This window comes from Marinobacter fuscus (assembly GCF_003007675.1).
GTDB classification, from domain to species: Bacteria; Pseudomonadota; Gammaproteobacteria; order Pseudomonadales; family Oleiphilaceae; genus Marinobacter; species Marinobacter fuscus.
The window spans coordinates 83,039-103,160 of record NZ_PXNP01000103.1; the positions used below are offsets into that span (position 1 = coordinate 83,039).

Annotated in this window: 17 protein-coding genes; 10 read left to right on the plus strand and 7 right to left on the minus strand. The window is 56.5% G+C overall.

Features of this window, described 5'->3' with window-relative positions:
* The first annotated feature begins 15 nt into the window (after nt 1-15).
* Both C7H09_RS15165 and tfpB read left to right on the plus strand, forming a co-directional pair.
* On the plus strand, nt 16-375 hold the full coding sequence (locus C7H09_RS15165) for a DUF2069 domain-containing protein (protein WP_106764184.1): 360 nt from the start codon (nt 16-18) through the stop codon (nt 373-375).
* A gap of 28 nt (nt 376-403) precedes the next feature.
* The gene (gene tfpB, locus C7H09_RS15170) at nt 404-2,209 is read left to right on the plus strand and encodes a type IV pilus assembly ATPase TfpB (protein ID WP_106764187.1); all 1,806 of its coding nucleotides are present in this window, start codon (nt 404-406) and stop codon (nt 2,207-2,209) included.
* Between the two features lie 6 nt (nt 2,210-2,215).
* Here tfpB and C7H09_RS15175 read toward each other — a convergent pair whose 3' ends face one another.
* The 6 genes from C7H09_RS15175 to smrA all read right to left on the minus strand — a co-directional run bounded on the left by C7H09_RS15175 (nt 2,216) and on the right by smrA (nt 6,087).
* Complete coding sequence (locus tag C7H09_RS15175) at nt 2,216-3,274, minus strand: DUF3080 domain-containing protein (RefSeq protein ID WP_106764189.1); 1,059 nt, start codon at nt 3,272-3,274, stop codon at nt 2,216-2,218.
* A 10-nt stretch (nt 3,275-3,284) separates the two neighbouring features.
* Entirely contained in the window at nt 3,285-3,977 is a 693-nt protein-coding gene (gene mtnC, locus C7H09_RS15180; protein ID WP_106764192.1) for an acireductone synthase, read from the minus strand.
* Entirely contained in the window at nt 3,974-4,534 is a 561-nt protein-coding gene (locus C7H09_RS15185) for a 1,2-dihydroxy-3-keto-5-methylthiopentene dioxygenase (protein WP_106764194.1), read from the minus strand. The genes mtnC and C7H09_RS15185 overlap by 4 nt, the downstream gene beginning before the upstream one ends.
* Nucleotides 4,531-5,157 (minus strand): methylthioribulose 1-phosphate dehydratase, encoded by a 627-nt coding sequence (locus tag C7H09_RS15190; protein ID WP_106764196.1) that lies wholly within the window; start codon nt 5,155-5,157, stop codon nt 4,531-4,533. Before C7H09_RS15190 ends, C7H09_RS15185 begins: the two co-directional genes overlap by 4 nt.
* A gap of 111 nt (nt 5,158-5,268) precedes the next feature.
* Nucleotides 5,269-5,460, minus strand: a complete 192-nt coding sequence (locus C7H09_RS15195; RefSeq protein WP_106764198.1) for a hypothetical protein — start codon at nt 5,458-5,460, stop codon at nt 5,269-5,271.
* A 45-nt stretch (nt 5,461-5,505) separates the two neighbouring features.
* Nucleotides 5,506-6,087, minus strand: coding sequence for a DNA endonuclease SmrA (smrA, locus tag C7H09_RS15200; protein WP_106764200.1), 582 nt, complete (start codon nt 6,085-6,087; stop codon nt 5,506-5,508).
* A 198-nt stretch (nt 6,088-6,285) separates the two neighbouring features.
* Here smrA and C7H09_RS15205 point away from each other — a divergent pair, with 198 nt between their 5' ends.
* From C7H09_RS15205 to C7H09_RS15240, 8 genes are all read left to right on the plus strand, one after another.
* Nucleotides 6,286-8,202, plus strand: a complete 1,917-nt coding sequence (locus C7H09_RS15205; protein ID WP_106764202.1) for a putative nucleotidyltransferase substrate binding domain-containing protein — start codon at nt 6,286-6,288, stop codon at nt 8,200-8,202.
* A gap of 15 nt (nt 8,203-8,217) precedes the next feature.
* A complete protein-coding gene (locus tag C7H09_RS15210) occupies nt 8,218-8,925 on the plus strand; it encodes a 3'-5' exonuclease (protein ID WP_106764204.1) in 708 nt (235 codons plus the stop codon).
* A gap of 205 nt (nt 8,926-9,130) precedes the next feature.
* The gene (locus tag C7H09_RS15215; RefSeq protein ID WP_106764207.1) at nt 9,131-9,394 is read left to right on the plus strand and encodes a DUF4212 domain-containing protein; all 264 of its coding nucleotides are present in this window, start codon (nt 9,131-9,133) and stop codon (nt 9,392-9,394) included.
* A 6-nt stretch (nt 9,395-9,400) separates the two neighbouring features.
* Nucleotides 9,401-11,197 carry a sodium:solute symporter family protein gene (locus C7H09_RS15220; protein WP_106764209.1) on the plus strand — a complete coding sequence of 599 codons (1,797 nt, stop codon included), beginning with the start codon at nt 9,401-9,403 and terminating at the stop codon, nt 11,195-11,197.
* A gap of 101 nt (nt 11,198-11,298) precedes the next feature.
* Nucleotides 11,299-11,805, plus strand: coding sequence for a hypothetical protein (locus C7H09_RS15225; protein ID WP_106764211.1), 507 nt, complete (start codon nt 11,299-11,301; stop codon nt 11,803-11,805).
* Between the two features lie 28 nt (nt 11,806-11,833).
* On the plus strand, nt 11,834-15,352 hold the full coding sequence (locus C7H09_RS15230; RefSeq protein WP_106764213.1) for a hybrid sensor histidine kinase/response regulator: 3,519 nt from the start codon (nt 11,834-11,836) through the stop codon (nt 15,350-15,352).
* Nucleotides 15,349-16,989: a tetratricopeptide repeat protein gene (locus C7H09_RS15235; RefSeq protein ID WP_206074339.1), complete on the plus strand. Its 1,641-nt coding sequence runs from the start codon at nt 15,349-15,351 to the stop codon at nt 16,987-16,989. The genes C7H09_RS15230 and C7H09_RS15235 overlap by 4 nt, the downstream gene beginning before the upstream one ends.
* Nucleotides 16,986-17,666 (plus strand): sensor histidine kinase, encoded by a 681-nt coding sequence (locus tag C7H09_RS15240; protein WP_106764214.1) that lies wholly within the window; start codon nt 16,986-16,988, stop codon nt 17,664-17,666. Before C7H09_RS15235 ends, C7H09_RS15240 begins: the two co-directional genes overlap by 4 nt.
* Nucleotides 17,667-18,221: 555 nt before the next feature.
* Here C7H09_RS15240 and C7H09_RS15245 read toward each other — a convergent pair.
* Nucleotides 18,222-20,072 carry a SurA N-terminal domain-containing protein gene (locus C7H09_RS15245; protein WP_106764216.1) on the minus strand — a complete coding sequence of 617 codons (1,851 nt, stop codon included), beginning with the start codon at nt 20,070-20,072 and terminating at the stop codon, nt 18,222-18,224.
* Nucleotides 20,073-20,122: the final 50 nt, after the last annotated feature.

Sequence of the window (20,122 nt, forward strand, 5' to 3'; positions counted from 1 at the left end):
TTACCGGAAGCTTGCATGCTACACAATGACAAAGCGCGGCATACTGCCCGCCTGACCTTTGCCCTTTACCTTGCGGTGCTGGCAACCCTGTTGATCACCACCTTCTGGCCAGCGCCCGTTGAAGGCGTGTCGGTGGCCCTGATACTGAGCGTTAAACTGCTGCCCCTGCTGCCCTTTGCCCTGGCGGTGTTCCGTGGCCACAACCGCAGCTACATCTGGATGTCATTTGTTATTATTTTCTACTTCACTCAGGCTGTGGTCTCTGCCTGGCTATCGGAAGGCGATGCCGCCCCAGTGATTCTCACTGTACTCACTTTCTTGTTATTCACTGTCGCCATGATTCATCTGAAGGTGAATCGCCGGGTGGCCAGCTGAACAATACAAACCAGGACGGAACAAGCGAATGCCCGACCAGCACCTAACCATGCCGGCGCCCCCTCACCGCCAGACGCTCACGTTGCGGGATCTTTGTACCGCGCTGGTGGAAAGCGGTGAGATTACACAGGCAGACGCCGACCGGATACTGACCGCAAACCTGGGGTCCGCCTCGTCTGGTGACCGCGGCCAACCGCGACATCCATTAGAACTGGTTGCCATTGCAGCTCTGACCAGCCAGAACGACGGCCGTACCCTGGACATCGAGCGCCTGACCCAATGGCTGGGCCGCTGGGCTGGCCAGGACTACTACCATATTGACCCACTGAAGATAGATACACCGGCCATTGCCCGGGTGATGTCCTACGCCTTTGCCCAGCGGCACGGCATTCTGGCGGTCGAGATTTCCCAGGACGAGGTCAAAATCGCCAGCGCCGAGCCCTTCAAACGGGAATGGGAAAGCAATCTGCGCCAGGCCGTGCGCAAGAACATCGTGCGCGTGGTCGCCAACCCGGAAGATATCCGCCGCTACACCGTGGAGTTCTACCAACTGGCCAGTTCCGTCAGCAAGGCCAGTGGTGGTCAGGCGCCGGGGGCTGCTGCCAGCCAGAACTTCGAGCAACTGCTGGATCTGGGGGCCAACAAGAATCCAGACGCCAACGATCAGCATGTGGTGAAAATAGTCGACTGGCTGCTGCAATATGCTTTCGACCAACGGGCGTCAGACATCCACATCGAACCCCGCCGCAACGTTACCCAGGTACGCTTCCGCATCGACGGGGTGCTGCACAATGTCTACGAATTCCCCGAGCACGTTGGCATAGCCGTCACCAGCCGGCTGAAAATTCTCGGTCGCCTGAACGTGGCGGAAAAGCGTCGGCCCCAAGATGGTCGCATCAAGACCCGAAAGCCAGACAACCGGGAAGTCGAACTGCGCCTGGCCACCATGCCAACCGCCTTCGGCGAAAAAATGGTGATGCGGATTTTCGACCCGGAAGTGCTGCTGAAATCGTTTGAGGAACTGGGCTTTGGCAAAGAAGACCGGGAGCGCTGGCAAACCATCACCAGCCGCCCTCACGGTATTATTCTGGTGACCGGCCCCACCGGCTCTGGCAAGACCACCACCTTGTATTCGACACTGAAGCAGCTGGCCTCGCCAGAGCTGAATATCTGCACCATTGAAGACCCGATCGAGATGGTGGAACCAGCCTTCAACCAGATGCAGGTGCAGAACTCGATCGACCTGACCTTCGACCAGGGCGTGCGGGCGCTACTTCGGCAAGACCCGGACATCATCATGATTGGCGAGATCCGGGATCTCGAAACCGCCGAAATGGCGGTACAGGCGGCACTGACCGGGCACCTGGTGCTCTCGACCCTGCACACTAACGACGCCCCCAGCGCTATTACCCGGCTGATGGAACTGGGCATTGCGCCCTACCTGATTCGGGCCACTGTATTGGGGGTGATGGCCCAGCGCCTGGCCCGGGTACTCTGCCCCCACTGCAAACAACCCGGCGAGGCCGATCCTCAGGCCTGGCAAACCCTCACCCGCCCCTGGAAAGCACCGTTACCCCGCCAGTTCTATCACCCGGTGGGCTGCCTGGAGTGCCGCAATACCGGCTATCTGGGCCGGGCCGGTGTTTACGAAATCCTGTCACTTTCAGACAAACTGACCCGACAAATTACCGATCAGTGCGAGCTGGAGCAGTTGCGCCTGGACGCCTACAAAGATGGCATGAAGTCGCTGCGCTTGAGTGGTGCCCAGAAGGTGGCGGCAGGGCAAACCACGGTGGAAGAAATTCTGCGGGTTACCCCGGAAAGCCAGCGCTGACCAGCGTCAGGCGCCGGGGCGCAGCCCGCATTGCCCCAACAAGTCCTGCCAGTGGCGGGTGTGGGCCATCATCGACCGATCCAACTCCTGCCAGAGGCTGGCCGGGGAAGTTACCGACAGATGCCGTTGATGCCAGGGCAGGAACACCTCGGGCATCACCGCCTGCTGTTGGCGAGCGAGCTGATCGAAGCCATGAACCAACGTATCCCGGGCCCGACTGACCACACTCATATAGGGCTGTATTTTTTCAATGTAGATGTTGAAGAAAAAATTCTGAACGACCGCAGACTGGTTGTTGGGATTACCATTCAGGCACAACGGGCGTTCCTCAAGGCGGGCAGCGAGCAGCCGGGTTCCTGCGTCCAGGGTACTGATCAGCAGCCGGGCGCTGTTGATGGCCTGCCCGGCCAGGTACTCGGCTTGCCAACGCTGCTGAATCGGCCCGAGAGCGTCCAGGCCGACGCCGACATCCCCCGCCAACAACTCCGCCACAATCCGATTCAACTGCTGCAGATCCCGGGCCAGGTTTGCTGCCGGATTGTCCTTCCCAGCCATGGGGAAATAACCTTTGGAGAGGGTAAACTGCCGCTCCACCTCCTCCACCCCCCAGGTGGCATTCCACACCGCCAGCGGCAGACTTTCCCGCTTGCTCTGAATGGCTTTGTTCAAGGCCTGGACCAGTTCATCATTATCAATTTCCGGCAGGCAAGCCTCGGCAGCACGAATAAACCGCACTTCGTAACGCAACTGGTTGGTTGGGGCCATGACCTTTCCCATCACCGAATTACGCTCCCCCACCACATACTGCAACTCACAGCCATAGAGTGAGAGGAAATCCAGCATCCCCATGTCCAGCTCTGGCAGCGGTATCAGCCGGTCTCGCCGTCTGGGCAGTAACTCTGCGGGAGGCAGTGCTTCCCGGGCGATTTCCGGCGTTTCCAGCACCCGGGCCAGGCGAACAAGATATTCGTCCATGGTGGATTCGGCGCTGGCGAACGGATCACAGCCCGCCAGGAAAGCACAGCACCCTGTTATCAGTGATACCAGCCACCGGCGCCCCGGCATAAATCATCTCCTAACGCTTACGCAGCAGCGCATCAACCTCCGAGAAATCTCTGGCCACAAACCGGCCGGTGCCCGGCAACTCACCATCCCGCACCAGCCATGCCGTTTTCATCCCCGTCACTTCTGCTGCGTCCAACTCAGCTTCCACATCCGACAGAAATAGCACGCTGGCTGGTTCAACACCGAGTTCCGCCAGTATGTTCTGGTAGGACTGCGGCTCTTTCTTGCCACCGACCGCCGTATCAAAGTACCCGGAGAAGAACGGGGTGAAGTCTCCCTCCTGGCTGTGGCCGAAGATCAGCCTCTGGGCCTCAACCGACCCGGAGGAATATACGAACAGGCGCAACCCCCGATCATGCCAGCGTTGCAAATAGTCTGCGGCGTCCGGGTAGATATGGCCCTTGAGCTCACCGTTCTGGTAACCCTGGGCCCACACCATGCCCTGCAGAGCCTTGAGGGCGTTTTCCTTACGATCCTCTTCAATCCATTGCTGCAGTACCGCAATCAGAGCATCCAGATCTCTGTCGTCAACACCACTGACCTCGGCCACCCGGGCCAACTGCTCGGCTACCGCCGGGTGCGTCCGGTGATGACCCCGAATATATCCGGGCAGATGTTCACTGGCGTAGGGAAACAGCACGTCATGGACAAACGAGATGGAACTGGTCGTGCCTTCAATGTCCGTCAGAACCACGCGAATCATGTTGTCGCTCCGGCCAGGGCTTCGTAACGGGGCACTTTGGCCGCAATGTCATCGCCGGTGAAACTGGCCACCCAGCCTTCCGGATTGGTAAACAGCCGGATGCAGGTGAACTCCGGCTCCGGCCCCATATCAAACCAATGCCGGATACCCTCCGGCACGCTGATCAGGTCGTTCTTTTCACACAACAACGCATAGACCTGTTCCCCGAGGTGCAAATAGAACAGGCCCTGGCCACGGACAAAAAAGCGGACTTCGTCCTCGCTGTGGACATGCTCGTCCAGAAACTTCTGGCGGAAAGCGGCCTTGTCCGGGTGATCGGCCGACAGGCTCACGACATCGGCCGTCTGAAAGCCCCACTGCTGCTTGAGGCGCTCTACTTCCCCGGCGTAGGCGCTCAGGATAGCGTCTGAAGAGGCCGCCGTTGGCAAATCACGGGTTGGCCAGCGGGCAAAGTGAACCCCCTTTTCCTTCAGCACCCTCTCAATCTGTTGTGGTTCGGTGACTTCCATCTGTGCCTTGGACAGGTCATCCTCATGAAAAACAGTCAGCGTGGTCATGAACGCACCCTCATGGTTTCAAGTTCACATTCAAACAGGAATTCAAAAGCTTCGATATGGCGCAGGCAGTCTGCCATGGTCGCACCCCAGGTATACAGGCCATGGCCACGTATAAGGTAGCCGGGCTGCTCCGGATGGGCCGAAAACCAGTCGCGGGATTGTGCCGCCAGCGCCGGGATATCCTGCGTATTGTCGAACACAGGCACGCTCACCACGCCTTCGTGCGTAGCAACGCCGGAAAACGCTTTCTGAAGCTCATAATCTTCAAGCTCCAGCGCGGCACCAGGAGCAATCAACCGGCTGAGCACCGTCGCTTTTACCGAGTGCGTATGCAGGACCGCGCCAACATCCGGAAACAACTGGTAAACCACGGTATGCAACAGGGTTTCGGCTGAGGCTTTGGCATTGCTCTGAACTGGCAGGCCTTCCATATCCACCACCATCACATCGCCCGCGCCCAGCTGCCCTTTGTGGCGACCGGACACGGTAATCGCAACGTGATTCGAATCGATACGGGCCGAGTAATTGCTGCTGGTGGCTGGTGACCAGCCACGCTCGTACAGGAGGCGGCCAGCCTCCACAATGCTCTGCGCCGCAGTGGCATAGCGGGTTACTTCAAACACGGTCAGTCCTCCCGATTTACAGCGAGCCCGACCGGACTCCTGTGTGGCGCCATTATAGGCTTGCCCCCACAGGGATAAAACCGCTACCACTCCGCGGCAGCCAGTAACCGGTTACTTGATAACTTCCTTGCCGTCCTTATTCACCCAGATCTTGCGCTTCCCGGTGTCCAGTTTGCCATTGGAATCCCACACCTCGCGATCCCGGGTGGCCTCGTCCACCTTACCGTTATCATTCCAGATAACCCGATCCTGACAACCCGCCAGCACCAAGATGCTCAGCACAACCGTTACCAATACTCGCATAACAGACTCCCTCAGTTGAGAAATATCAACATAACCGACACCAGGTTATCTGGCACCGTGGAGTTCCCGATTATGCTGCTTTTCACGATCACTTTTCCTGACCATTACGTAAACCGCACCGGTTCCACCATGATGTTTTTTGGCAGAATGAAAGGCCAGAACACTGTCCAGTTCGGGCAGCCACTTGGCCAGATAGCTCTTGAGTTGGGCGATTCCGTCCGGATTCCGCTCGCCTTTTCCGTGCAGAATAATCACGGATCGCAAACCGTAATGTACGCAGTCGTTAATGAAGCCAAAAACCTCCCGGCGAGCTTCCTCAACCGTCATTCGGTGCAGGTCAAGGCGCGCCTCTATCGGGTACTGTCCAAGGCGCAATTTGCGGAAAACGCCATTCTGAATGCCAGGCCGCTGCCAACAAAGAATATCGTGGGCGGTCAGGGGCTCCACCATGTCCGAAGTCAGCGGGTTCAGATCCCGAACCGGCTTTTCAACCGCCGACCTTTGCCTCTCAAGGTGCCCGGGCGTCAACTCCTTGGGCGCCACCACGTCTGCACGATTAGCTTTACGTATACGCCTGACGTCCTTCATTTCCTCCAGAAAGGCCAGGCGTTCATCTTTACTGGTCATGACAATTAGAATTCCGAATGATCGAATGGCAGAACTTTAACACCGCACCGTTCCCCCATAAAGAAACCCGCCCGTAACGGCAGACTTTACCTGCGACGAAAATCGTAGGTTTTCCGGACACAGGCTGGACTACACTGCAAACAGAATCAAAACAATACATCCTTCAGCTTTCAGGCTTGTAACCAGAACGGACACGCTATGGCCGCAGCAAACCAGGATTCTTCTCGCCCCCAGAACACCCGCGCGATTATGGCGTTCCTCAGAGCCCATGCGCCCTTTTCCAATATGGACGATGCCCATCTGGCGCACTTTGCGGAACATGCCACGCTCCGCTTTTACGCAGACGGGGATGAAGTCCTTTCGCCACACGACGGCGTGGTAAAACGGTTTTACGTTGTCAAACAAGGGCGGATTCGTGGCGAACGTCAAAACGAAAAAGAAGACCGCACAGAGCCGACGTTTGAAATCAGTCAGGGCGAATGTTTTCCACTGGCAGCCCTGATTGGTGAGCGCCCCACTCGAACCCTGCACCGTGCATCCGGAGATACTTTCTGCCTCAGTATCGAACAGAAAGCCTTCGTGACACTCTTCTCCGAAAGCGAGCCGTTCCGGGACTTCTGCCTGCGGGGGGTCAGCAGTTTGCTGGATCAGGTCAATCAGCGCATCCAGTCCAAAGCCATGGCGTCTATCGGATCCAGCAACAGTCTGGATACGCCGCTCGAGCGCTATGCGCTGCGAAACCCCATTGTGTGCACGCCAGACCTTCCGGTTCGCAAGGCCGTTGCCCGAATGCACGAAAACAATGTGGGCAGCATTGTCATCACCGATGACCAACGCCACCCCACCGGCATTTTCACTCTTCGGGATTTGCGCACTCTGGTCGCACAGGACAAAAGCTCGCTGGAAACACCTATCCGACTGGTTATGACTGCGGATCCATGCCGCTTACCCTCCTCTGCCCATGCCTTCGAGGCAGCCATGCTGATGGCCGAGCATCATTTTGCCCATCTATGCGTAGTGGATGAGGAGGATCATCTGATTGGCGTGGTGTCCGAGCGCGACTTGTTCTCGCTGCAGCGGGTGGATCTGGTCAATCTGGCCAGAACCATCGGCACCGCGACCCACTTACGCACCCTGGTCAGTTTGCGTAGCGATGTGTCGCGCCTGGTCGACGCCATGCTCGCCCATGGAGCAGACTCCGGGCAGGTGGTCAAAATCATTACCACCCTCAATGACGTCACCGTTCGCCGGGTTCTTGAACTCAATCTGCAAAAGTACGACCCGGGTATTCCGTTCACCTGGCTAACGTTCGGCAGCGAGGGTCGTCAGGAACAGACACTGCTGACGGATCAGGACAACGGTATTCTGTTTGAAACACCGGAAGGCATGACCGAAGACCAGGTACGGGAAAAGTTGCTGCCGTTCGCCCGAACCGTTAACGACGAACTGGCGGAATGTGGCTTCACTCTGTGCAAAGGCAATATCATGGCCAGCAACCCCAAACTCTGCCTGAGCCAGAAGGAGTGGGACGACTGGTTTATTCGTTTTATCGATGCCTCCACACCACAGAATCTGGTTTATTCGTCCATCTTCCTTGATATGCGTGCGGTATTCGGCCCCACCGAGCCCCTGCAACAACTGCTGGAGCACGTACTGGAGCGCATCAGAAACAACGCCCTGTTCCAGAAAATGCTTGCAGGTAATGCCCTGCAGCGCAAACCGCCGCTCACCATGTTCCGCAATTTCCGCTATCTGAACGATGAGAAAAAGCACTCGCTGGATCTTAAACGCCAAGGGCTGGCGCCGTTTGTCGAGTCGGTTCGCGTGTTCGCCCTGGCCCATGGCATCGCCGAGGCCAACACGCTGGAACGCATTGATACACTTGCCAGAAAAGGCGTATTCGATGCTAAAGATGCAAACGCCTGGAAAGAAGCGTACAGCCTGATTCAGGCGATACGTATGCGCGCTCATCAGGACATGCTGGATAGCGGGGAGGCGTTGACCAATTACATAGATCCGGATGACCTGAACCCGTTGGATCGCCGGATTTTGCGTGAGTCGTTCCGGCAGGCACAACGCCTGCAGCAGAAGCTGGAAATCAAATACCAACTGTAAACAGGCCCCGAGTCTATGCTGGAACAATTCAAACAATGGCTAGCGCGGCGACGAGGCGGTATCGGTGGCGGTTACGATGCCGCCAGCCTGCCAACGCCCAAAAACGCAGGCGACCAACCTCTCGGCCGCAGCCGCCTGGTTGTGCTGGACCTCGAAACCACCGGGCTGAATGCGGCCAGGGACGAGGTCATCGCCATTGGTGCGGTTGCAATCGAAAATAGGTCTATTCATCTGGATGACCAGTTCGATCTGGTTCTCCGACGCCCGGAGCTGGATATACGGGAAACCGTGCTGATCCACGGCATAGGCCCTGAAGCGCTTACCCAGGGCCACGAAACCGAAGAAGCCCTGATACACCTGCTTGAGTGGATGAACGGAGACCCGATTCTGGCCTACCACTCGGCTTTTGATCAGAAGTTCCTGCAAAAGGCGCTCCGGCAACAGCTTGGATACACCCAGCCACACGTCTGGATGGATGTCGCAGAACTGATGCCGCTGTTCTTTCCAAAAGCGCCCCTGAAAAACCGTGGGCTGGACGACTGGGCGGATCACTTCGGCCTGGAAGTCAGTGCAAGACACCATGCGGCAGCCGACGCCATGGTGACTGCGGAACTGACCCTGATCGCACTGAACCAGGCAAAAAAACAAGACATTAAAACCTTGCAAGAACTCATCGAAAAGCTGCGTTATCAGCGCCGTTTGCAGAAAATGCACCGAATGTGACCCGATTCGCAATACCCTCCCCTGGCGCGAGAGCACGAAAAAGCCCGTAGATTCGACCATTTGCCAATATTCACCGACGCGTTGACACGTAAAGTTAAAGGGGACGACAAGTCGGAGAAGTATTAAATGAATAATAAAAGCTTTATCCGCAATACCTCACTAAAAAAACACTCAAGTTCCACAACAACAAAGCAGGAGTGCTTGTATGTCTGGTCATAGCTACGACGCTGAAAACTATTGGAAGGCCAACCTACGGCTGATTCTCGGTAGCCTGGTTATCTGGGCGCTGGTGTCTTACGGCTTCGCGATTCTATTGCGCCCGATGCTGGCCGGTATCGCTGTTGGCGGCACCGATCTGGGCTTCTGGTTCGCCCAGCAGGGATCCATCCTCACGTTTATTGTGCTGATTTTTCACTACTCATGGCGCATGAACAAAATCGACGAAAAATTCGGCGTACACGAGGAGTAAGACCACATGGACCAGTTTTATATCAACCTGATTTTCGTCGGGGCATCTTTCCTGATCTACATCGGCATCGCCATCTGGGCAAAAGCCGGAAGCACCAGTGACTTCTACGTGGCCGGTGGCGGTGTTCATCCGATCACCAACGGCGCCGCCATTGGTGCCGACTGGATGTCTGCGGCATCCTTTATCTCCATGGCGGGCCTGATTGCCGCGGGTGGCTATTCCAACTCAACCTTCCTGATGGGCTGGACCGGTGGCTACGTGCTGCTGGCCATGCTGCTGGCCCCCTACCTGCGGAAGTTCGGCAAGTTTACCGTGCCCCAGTTTATCGGCGACCGCTACTACAGCGAGAATGCCCGCCTGGTCGCGGTTATTTGCCTGATCATTGCCTCGGTAACCTACGTTATCGGCCAGATGGCCGGTGCCGGTGTGGCCTTCTCCCGCTTCCTGGAAGTCGACTCCACCATGGGCTTGATCATCGCTGCGGTTGTAGTCTTTGTATACGCTGTTCTTGGCGGCATGAAGGGCATTACCTACACCCAGGTCGCCCAGTACTGCGTGTTAATCGTAGCCTATACCATCCCGGCTGTGTTCATCTCACTGCACCTGACCGGTAACCCGATTCCCGGCCTTGGTATGTTCTCAACCCACACCGAATCCGGCGTGCCACTGCTGGCCAAACTGAACCAAGTCATCACCGATCTCGGCTTCAACGAATACACCGCCGACGTCGATAACAAACTGAACATGGTGCTGTTTACCCTGTCCCTGATGATCGGTACTGCGGGCCTGCCTCACGTTATCATCCGTTTCTTCACCGTGCCGAAGGTTGCCGACGCACGCTGGTCCGGCGGCTGGGCACTGGTATTCATTGCCCTGCTGTACCTGACAGCGCCGGCCGTTGCCTCTATGGCCCGTCTGAACATCATGACTACCCTTTACCCTGAAGGCACTGCCGCCCAGCCCATCGAATGGGCCGAGATCGAAAACGAGCTCGACGAAGACGGCAACCGCCACTGGATCAAGGAATGGGAAATTACCGGTCTGATTTCGTTTGAAGACAAGAACGGTGATGGTCGTGTTCAGTACTACAACGACAAAAACCCGGAATTTGCCGCCGAAGCCGAAGCCCGTGGCTGGCAAGGCAGCGAGTTCTCCTACAACCGCGACATTCTGGTACTGGCCAACCCGGAAATCGCCAACCTGCCCGGCTGGGTTATCGGCCTGATTGCCGCCGGTGGTCTGGCTGCGGCACTGTCAACGGCTGCAGGCCTGTTGCTGGCGATCTCCTCAGCCATCAGTCATGACCTTATAAAGAGCCGGATAAACCCGGGCATTTCCGACAAAGGTGAGCTGCTGGCGGCCCGGATCTCCATGGCCATCGCCATCGTGGTGGCAACCTATCTGGGGGCTAATCCGCCAGGCTTTGCGGCACAGGTGGTGGCACTGGCCTTCGGTATTGCCGCAGCATCTCTGTTCCCGGCTCTGATGATGGGTATCTTCTCCAAGCGGGTGAACAACGTGGGTGCCACTCTGGGTATGCTGTCCGGCCTGATCTTCACCCTGGTGTACATCTTTATGTACAAGGGCTGGTTCTTCATTCCTGGAACCAACAACCTGCCAGACACCCCGGAAAACTGGATACTGGGAATCTCGCCCCTGTCTATCGGTGCGGTTGGTGCTCTGGTTAACTTTGCGGTAGCCTTCATGGTCTCTAAAGCGACTGCAGAGCCGCCCGTTGAAATCCAGGAACTGGTCGAGAGTGTCCGTTACCCCCGTGGTGCCGGTTCTGCCCACGATCATTAACCTGAAAAACAACCCTGGCCATTGCCAGCCGATGGCCGGTTGATTCCTGAACGGGCTTCCTCACCAGAGGGAGCCCGTTCTTGTTTTAAGGATTCGGAAATATGTTCTGGACATTTGTTGCAACTGTATTTTGCGGCCTGGGTGCAGCCGGTATCGCTCTTGCGATTCGAGCCGCCACAGCCAAAAAGGCGCCGCGCTGGATCATTCCGGTGTTTGCCGGGCTGGGCATGCTGGGCTACCTGATCTACGGCGAGTACACATGGTATGACCACAAGCGCTCACTGTTGCCAGAAGAGGCAGTGGTGGTGAACGAGGAACAGCAAGGGTTGTTTTTCCGCCCCTGGACCTTTGTATTTCCTTACGTGACGGCCTTCTCTACCGTCGACATAAAGAGTATAGAGACAGACACAGCGGATCCCGAGATCGTCCGTTTTACTCTTTACCGGTTTGACCAGACCGTCACCGATGCCGTGTCACACCGGGTTCACCTGATTCATTGTGCCAAGCGCGAGCTGGTTCCTCTGACATCTGACGGCTCCCCCGCTATAAACAACCTGAAGGTATTGCCTGCCAGCGATCCCCTTTACGAAATTGTCTGTAATGCCTGACCAGTCAAGAACGGATAGCTAGAACACCATGATCAGCCCCTGGTTGCTTGTACCCATTTCCATCGCCTACATCTCGCTGCTGTTCCTGATAGCCTGGGCAGGCGATCGCCATCCGGGGCTGTATCGCCAGCGGTTCGCCCGAACCCACATCTACGGCTTATCTCTGGCAGTCTACTTCACGTCCTGGACGTTCTATGGCGCCGTCGGCAGGGCCACACAAGAAGGCCTGGCCTTTCTGCCAATCTACCTTGGCCCGCTTCTGGTGTTTCTGTTCTTTGCCCCCTTGCTGCGGCGCATTATTTACATCAGCAAACGTAACAACAGCACCTCGATTGCCGACTTTATTGCCTCTCGCTACGGTAAATCCCAGCTGCTTGCGGCGATGGTGGCCGTGTTTGCCCTGATCGGCAGCGTACCCTACATCGCCCTGCAGCTTAAGGCGATTGCCCTGGGCTTCAGCGTGCTGTCCGATACCGGAAACGATCACCAGGGTCTCAGCTCTGCCGCCTGGAACGACTCAGCCTGGTACATCACACTGGCTCTGGCCGTATTTACCATACTGTTCGGCACTCGCCACCTGGAATCCACCGAGCATCACCGGGGCATGATCCAGGCGGTTGCTTTCGAATCCCTGATCAAACTTATTGCCTTTGTGGCCGTGGGGCTGTTTGTGGGTTACGGCCTCTATGAAGGCTTTGGCGACCTGCTGTCGAAAGTGAAGGCCGCAGACCTGACTACAACACTGACCACTGGCTCAATAGAAGCACCTGCGTTTCTGACCCAAACTCTGGTCGCAATGCTGGCGATTATCTGTTTACCCCGGCAATTTCATGTCATGGTGGTCGAAAATACCGATCACCGGGATTTTGAAGTAGCACGCTGGGCCATGCCGATCTATCTGGTGATTGCCAGCGCTTTCGTTCTGCCGATTGCAGCAGCGGGCCTGCTGCGCGCGCAGGATTTCGGGATTAACCCGGATATCGTCATTCTGCAGCTGCCAATCATGGCCGGTCAGCACTGGCTTGCGGTGTTCGCCTTTCTTGGGGGTGGCTCTGCAGCCGCCGCCATGGTGATCGTCTGTTCGGTCGCCATTGCAACTATGGTCAGTAACGAAATCATCATGCCGGGGCTTCTTCGCTTTTTCCGCCCGGGCATGAACCGAAGAACTGACCTCAGCTCGCTCCTGCTTGCCATCCGGCGCGTGGCAATTCTGGTGGTCTTGCTAACCGCCTACGGTTTCTATCGCATGGCCGGGGCCGACTACAGCCTGACCGCCTTCGGCCTGTTATCGTTTGCCGCAGCCGCCCAGTTCGGCCCCGCGCTGGTCGGCGGCATCCTCTGGCGCAGAGGTAATTTCACCGGCGCCGCCTGGGGCCTGGGCCTGGGCTTCCTGATGTGGTCCTACACCCTGCTACTGCCAGCCCTGGCCTCTACTGGCTGGATCAACGATACCCTCATCGATCAGGGACTGTTCGGCCTGAACTGGACTCGCCCCACTTCCCTGTTCGGCTCCGAGCTGGATCAAATCAGCCACGGTATTCTCTGGAGCCTGGGCATCAACACCCTCGCCTATATCCTGCTGTCGCTGCTTACCCGTCAGAGAATCCGGGAAAAGATACAGATTGCTGCCTTTTTTCACGACGCACAACCACGGCAAGAGAGCGCTCAACATCAGAGCTGGCAGGGTGAAATTCTGATCTCAGACCTGCAGGCACTGACCGACCGGTTTATGGGAGAAGAACGCTCCGAAAGCGTGCTCCGAAACTATGAGCGCCGCAACGCCATCCGGCTTTACTTGCACCGCCCTGCAACTACGCACCTGATGAAGTACATCGAGCGCCAGCTGGCGTCGGTCATTGGCGCATCAACAGCCCGGGTCGTTCTGGAATCCACGCTGACCGGCCGCGACATGCAGATCGAAGACGTGGTCAGTATTGTTGACGAAGCGTCCCAGGCGATGACCTTCAGCCGGGAGCTGCTGCAGTCGGCCATAGAAAATATCAGCTTGGGCGTCTCGGTCATCAACCACCAGCAACAACTCGTGGTCTGGAACCAGCGATATCTAGAGCTGTTTAATTATCCGAAGGGCTATGTTCGTGTAGGCAGGCCGGTTGAAGACCTGATGCGTTATAACCTGACCCACGCCAACCTGTCGGCCCGACGAATTGACGAAATAGTAGAAAACCGCTGTAACACCATGCGTGACGGCAAGCCCATGTCGTATGAACGGCAACGACCAGATGGAACCGTTGTCCGTATCGACGGTAGCCCGATCCCCGGGGGTGGCTACGTAACAACCTTTCAGGACATTACTGCCATGCGCCGGACAGAGCAGGCGCTCAAAGAGACCAACATCTATCTGGAGCAAAGGGTACGGGAGAGAACCCAGGAGCTTCAGGTAATCAACGAGCAGATGCTGAAAGCCAAATCCGTCGCCGAGCAGGCCAACCAGAGCAAAACGCGGTTTCTGGCGTCTGCCAGTCACGACCTGCTACAGCCCCTGAATGCCGCCCGCCTGTTTACGTCTGCCTTGTCCGGAAAGGCTATGGCGAACGAAACCCGGGATCTGGTTGACCACATCGACAGTTCCCTGGGCGCTGCAGAAGAAATCATCAGCACGCTACTCGATATATCAAAGCTCGACGCCGGTGCCCTGGAGCCGGATATCGGCATTTTTCCGGTGAATGACCTGCTACGGCATCTGGCAACGGAATTCTCTGCGATTGCCAAGGATCAGGATCTTGAGCTCCATGTTGTACCAAGCTCTGCCTGGATACGCTCGGATGCGAAATTACTGCGACGTGTGGTACAGAACTTCCTGTCAAACGCTATCCGCTATACCGTCAGCGGAAAAATTTTGCTGGGGTGCCGCAGGCTGAAAGGCCAGCTTAGAATCGAAGTCTGGGATACAGGCCCGGGGATGTCCGAAGACCAGTTGAATCATATTTTCGAAGAGTTCCGGCGGTTCCAGCATGGCAGAGACAAAAAAGGGCTGGGGCTGGGACTGGCCATCGTCGAACGAATCAGCGATATGCTGCATCACCCCGTAACAGTTCGCTCCGTTCAGGGAAAAGGCAGCGTCTTCGGGATCACCGTTCCCGTTGCTCCGGCTGAGCAAAGGAAGGACATCAGCCAGGACAGCCGTCGCAATGCCCGACGGGTCTCCAGCCTGGGCGGGCTGCATGTGCTTTGCATCGACAACGATTCGTCTATCCTACAGGGTATGGTTGCACTGCTCAGCAACTGGCGATGCGACGTAACCGCTGCCGAAAGCCTGCCGGACGCACTGGAGCGCCTTGACGGGCGGCGGCCTGAAATCATCCTGGCGGATTACCAGCTTGACGACAACCAGAACGGTCTTGACGCCATGGACAGTATCCGCGAAAACCTGGGCGACAGTATTCCGGGTATTCTCATTACTGGCTATATGGCGCCGGAGGTTCGAGACGACGCCGGAGAAAGGGGGTATCAGGTGCTCTACAAACCCGTTAAACCCGCCGCCCTGCGTGCAATGGTCAATAAACTTCTGAAGCAGAACTGGTCATGATGCAAAATCTGCGGAAAGACAGCGTAAACCCCTTTGGTAAACTGACCTTTCTGGTGGTAGACGACTTCGAGAACTTCCGGCTGTCCATGCGGCAGATGCTTCGCAGTTGCGGCGCTGACAAAATCGAGCTGGTTGCTCACGGTGGCCCGGCAATCCAGTACTGCACCTACAATCACGTAGACGTGGTACTGTGCGACTACAATCTTGGCGACGGCAAGAACGGCCAGCATGTGCTTGAAGAATTACGGCACAAGAAACTGTTAAAGCGCTCTTCACTCTTTTTGATGGTAACCGCAGAAACATCGAAGGAAATGGTGATGGGAGCCAGGGAATACCAGCCAGATGCCTACCTGACCAAGCCAATCAACCGGGCCATGCTCGATAAACGCCTGGGCAGTCTTATCCGACAGCGCAACGCCCTGCTTCCTGTCACCCGTGAAATAGACCGGGAAAACTACCCGGAAGCCATCACCATGTGCCTTCAGGCACTGCCACAACAGCCAAGGTACAAGACCTGGCTGATGAAAACCCTCGGCGAACTGTATTGTCAGGTAGGTGATCTGGCACACGCACAAAAGATTTACGACGACGTCCTTAACCAGAGAGAGCTATCCTGGGCTCGTCTGGGCAAGTGTAAAATCCTGTTGGCAAACCGCAGCCTCGACCAGGCTGTTGACAGCCTCAAAGCCCTGATTGAGAAGCACCCGGATTATATGGAGGCCTACGATCTTCTGGCTGAAGGGCTGGAGCAACAGGGCAAAGCACTGCAAGCACAAAAGGTTCTTGAGAAAGCAGCTGAACACTCACCGAATGCACTTTTGCGCCAGAAGCACCTGGCTGAAGTGGCTGGAGCCAACCAGGACATAGACACTGCAACCCAGGCATGGCGCCAGACAGTATCATTAGGCACCCACTCCATCCATGACAGTGCCGGGCATTACCTGTCGCTGGCACAAAGCCTGTCTGACCTGAGTGAAGGTAATCTTGATGAGGAGGGTGCCGAAAAAGCCAATGAGGCCGTTAACGTCCTGGCACGAATGCAGAAGCGTTTTCCAGATGACGAAAACCTTGACCTGAGAAGTCGGATTATTGAATGCCGCGTACACGCAGGCCAGGGTCAGAACCAGGAGGCAGAGCGCATTTTGCAGGAAATCACTCCCCGGCTTGAACCCATTACCGGGTTTTCAGCCGAGGTAGGTGTCGACTTTGCCAAAACGCTTTTTCGTATGAATCAAGCCACGCGGGCCAGACAACTATTATCCGAATTGGCCGCATACTATGAAGACCAACCCGATGTACTGCAAAAAATCGAAAGCCTGATGGATGAGCCGGTCGGCTTCAGGCAAAAGCTTGAGGCCCGCGGGCTCAACCGTGACGGCATACGGGCATTCGAGTCCGGAGACCTTAACGCAGCCGTGGAGGCCTTCCAGAACGCTTTGACTATCGTTCCTGACCATGCCGCTCTGAACCTCAACCTGGTGCAGGTAATGATGAAGCAGCACGACGAATACCCGGAACCCGCTATTCTGGCCACCTGTAAACGCCACCTGGATACCCTCAAGGGTTTGCCTGAGCAACATCGCCAGCACAGGCGTTACCTGGCTCTCCAGCGCAAACTGCAAGGACTGATGCAATGACCGATCCGAACATTGACTTTTCCATGGTTCTGGCTTCGGCCGTTCACGACATGAAGAACTCGCTGGGGATGCTGTTAAACAGTCTGGATGAACTTCGGATAGAGCATGAGCCTGCGTTGGTCGGTTCCAACAAGTTCAACATGCTGCAATATGAAGCAGAGCGCATGCACAACGATCTCGTGCAACTTCTGGGCATCTACCGACTGGGTGAGAACAACCTGTCTGCCCACATTGATGAGCATTACGTACCGGATTTTCTGGCCGAGCACCTGGCCCGACATACACCCCTGCTGGAGGGCCTTGGTATTGACTATGCCATTGATGCGGCTGACATCAATGGGTTCTTCGACGAAGACCTGCTGACCGGCGTACTCAACAATACGATCAACAACGCTATCCGATACACCAAAAGTAAAATTCTGCTCACCGCCCGACAAGAAGATCATGAACTTGTCATCGGTGTTGAGGATGATGGCCAGGGTTACCCGGCCAGTATGCAGCACAGTGGCACGCCCGACTTTAAATCGCTCGATTTCAAAACCGGTAACACCAGCCTGGGGCTTTTCTTTGCCTCTTCAGTTGCGGTTCTTCACCAGAACGGTGATCGCACAGGACGTATCGCGCTACACAACGGCGGCACTCTCGGCGGCGGTGTATTTGAAATACGACTGCCTTGATTACCCGTCTCCATCGGGAATCCTGACGTCCAGAAAATAGAAGTTTCGGCAGCATATGCTGCATGGGTGTTTTAAAGCCCAAAATATCGGTCATTCCGGTTTTCTCCTCCACGCGGTTACCAGGCTTCTCAGGCCGGAATTTCCACACTACTACGACTTCATCTGCCACCTCGCCCCCACATCGATCTTGGCTTTCGCCTTGGCGCCATGTGCCCTGAGTTCAGGGTGCGGGGTCAGGCTTCCCCGGTTACTGCAGCGGCTCCCTGCAAGATAATCCATCCTCAAACACGTTCTACCACTGACCGAGTATCGGGCTTCGCGCAATTTTGCACGCTTACCACCGGTAGACCGCCGAATCAGGTTCGCTCTCGCTATGTTCATCCTGCTTCCTATGGCTTCCTTCAGACCCCGCCGTTGGCCAGCGGCGCCCTTGCCAGTCGGATTGTCTTCCCCTCGGCCGGGGTGACGCCACCTTCTTTCAGGTGGCCGGGTTTGCCAGCTTCGCCGGGCAAACAAAAAAAGACCCCGAGGGGTCTTTTTTATCTCGCAGATCGCTTAGTTGCGCTCCACTTCAGCCGTATTCCGCAGATACTGCTGGTAGGCTGTGTATTCACGCTGCCCTTCCAGTTGTGCCAGGAACTGCTGCAACTGCTGATACTCTGCCGCCTCGGGATCGGCTTCACCCTCATTCACCGCATCAAGCACAATGACTGCCGCCTGATTACCACTCACCACCCGGCCAATCGTCGGTGCATCGTCGCCCGGGCGCGCCATGGCGAACACCTGCTCTACCACCGCCGGGCTCAGATTTGAGGCATTGCGACCCTGAGCCTCAAAGATCTGCCACCCTGCGCCATCCAGATCATTAACAGCCCCACCCTCGAGCTCCGCAACCATCTCGTCAGCTCGGGCTGCCAAAGCCTCGCGGGTCTTTCGTGCGACCAGCGCAGAACGTATATCCTGTTCCACCTCGGCCAGATCCAGTTGCCGCGACTCATGATACTCGGTCACCCGGGCAACAACAGAAACACTGTCACCCACGTCAATCAGCTCGGTATTGTAACCTTCGCTCAGGACGTCCTCAGAGAACAGCTGGCGCACCAGACCGGCGTGATCAAAAGGCGCCACTCCGCCATCTCGGGTAATACCCTCAGCCTGACGGATTTCCAGCCCCAGCTCACTGGCCGGGCCTTTCAGGTCGTCCGCGGCATAGGCCGCATCTGCCAATTGCGCGCGAATTTCCGCAAACCTTTCACCAGCCCGCTCCTGGGCAAGCTCATCTTGCAACTGCTCACGAAGCTCAGCAAAGGACGGCACATCGGAGCGACGCACATCGTCCAGCCGGATCAAGTGCAGGCCAAAGGTCGTTTCCACTGGCTCCGACACCTGGCCGGGCTCCAGTGCAAACAGCGCATTCTCGAAGGCTTCGTCGTAAACACCACGACCAGCGTAACCGAGATCACCACCCTCACGGGCCGACACGGTATCGAGAGAGTAGGCTTCTGCCAGTTTTTCAAACGACTCCCCTGCCGCCAGCTTTTCCCGGATTTCTGCCAGCGTCGCCTGAGCCTCAGATCCAGCCTCTATCAGAATGTGAGAAGCACGACGCTCTTCCCGGGCGTAGGCTTCGGAGCGCTGATCGTAATAGGCTTGCAGATCACCCTCGGAGATCTCGATAGACTCTGCCAGCACTCCGCGAGACAAGGTGATATAAGCAGCATCCACCTGTTCCGGCTTACGGAAGAGGGATTTGTTTTCCTCATAATAAGACTCGACGTCCGCCTCGGACACCTCTACCTGTGCAGCCACGCTGCCTGCATCAAGTATCTGAACCCGGAAATCGCGGGTCTGGTTCTGGATGGCCAGCAGGTGGGCAATATTCTCCGGCGCCATCACGCCGGTCTGGGCAATGGCCGCCCGAATCTGATTTACCACATAGTTCTTGCGCATGCTTTCGCGAAATTCCGCAACACCCATACCGGCATTTCGAACCGTCGCAACAAACCGATCCCGGTTGAACACTCCATCTACCTGGAACTGAGGCATCTGGGTAATCAACGCATCAATATCAGCATCGGTGAGTTCCAGGCCCTGGTTTTCAGCATCCTGGGTCAGCACCGCTTCGCGAATCAAAGCGTCAAGAACATCCTTCCGGATCTGGTCTTCGTTAAGCAACGACGGATCCGGACTCTCCATCTGCATCAGGCGCTGCTGGCTTTCCAGTTGCACAGTCCGGAGAAACTCTCTCTCGGTTATCTCTTTTCCGTTCACCGTGGCCACCTCGGGCTCACCGGTAAAGCCACCGATAATCGCGTCCATCCCCCAGATCGACAGCGACACTATCAGAAGGCCAACGATAACCTTGGCGATCGTACTCTGGGCGTTATCCCGAATATCTTGAAGCATGTTGTTCTCAAATCCCTGTTCAAGGTTCTGCTGTGGGTAGTACGGGCTTT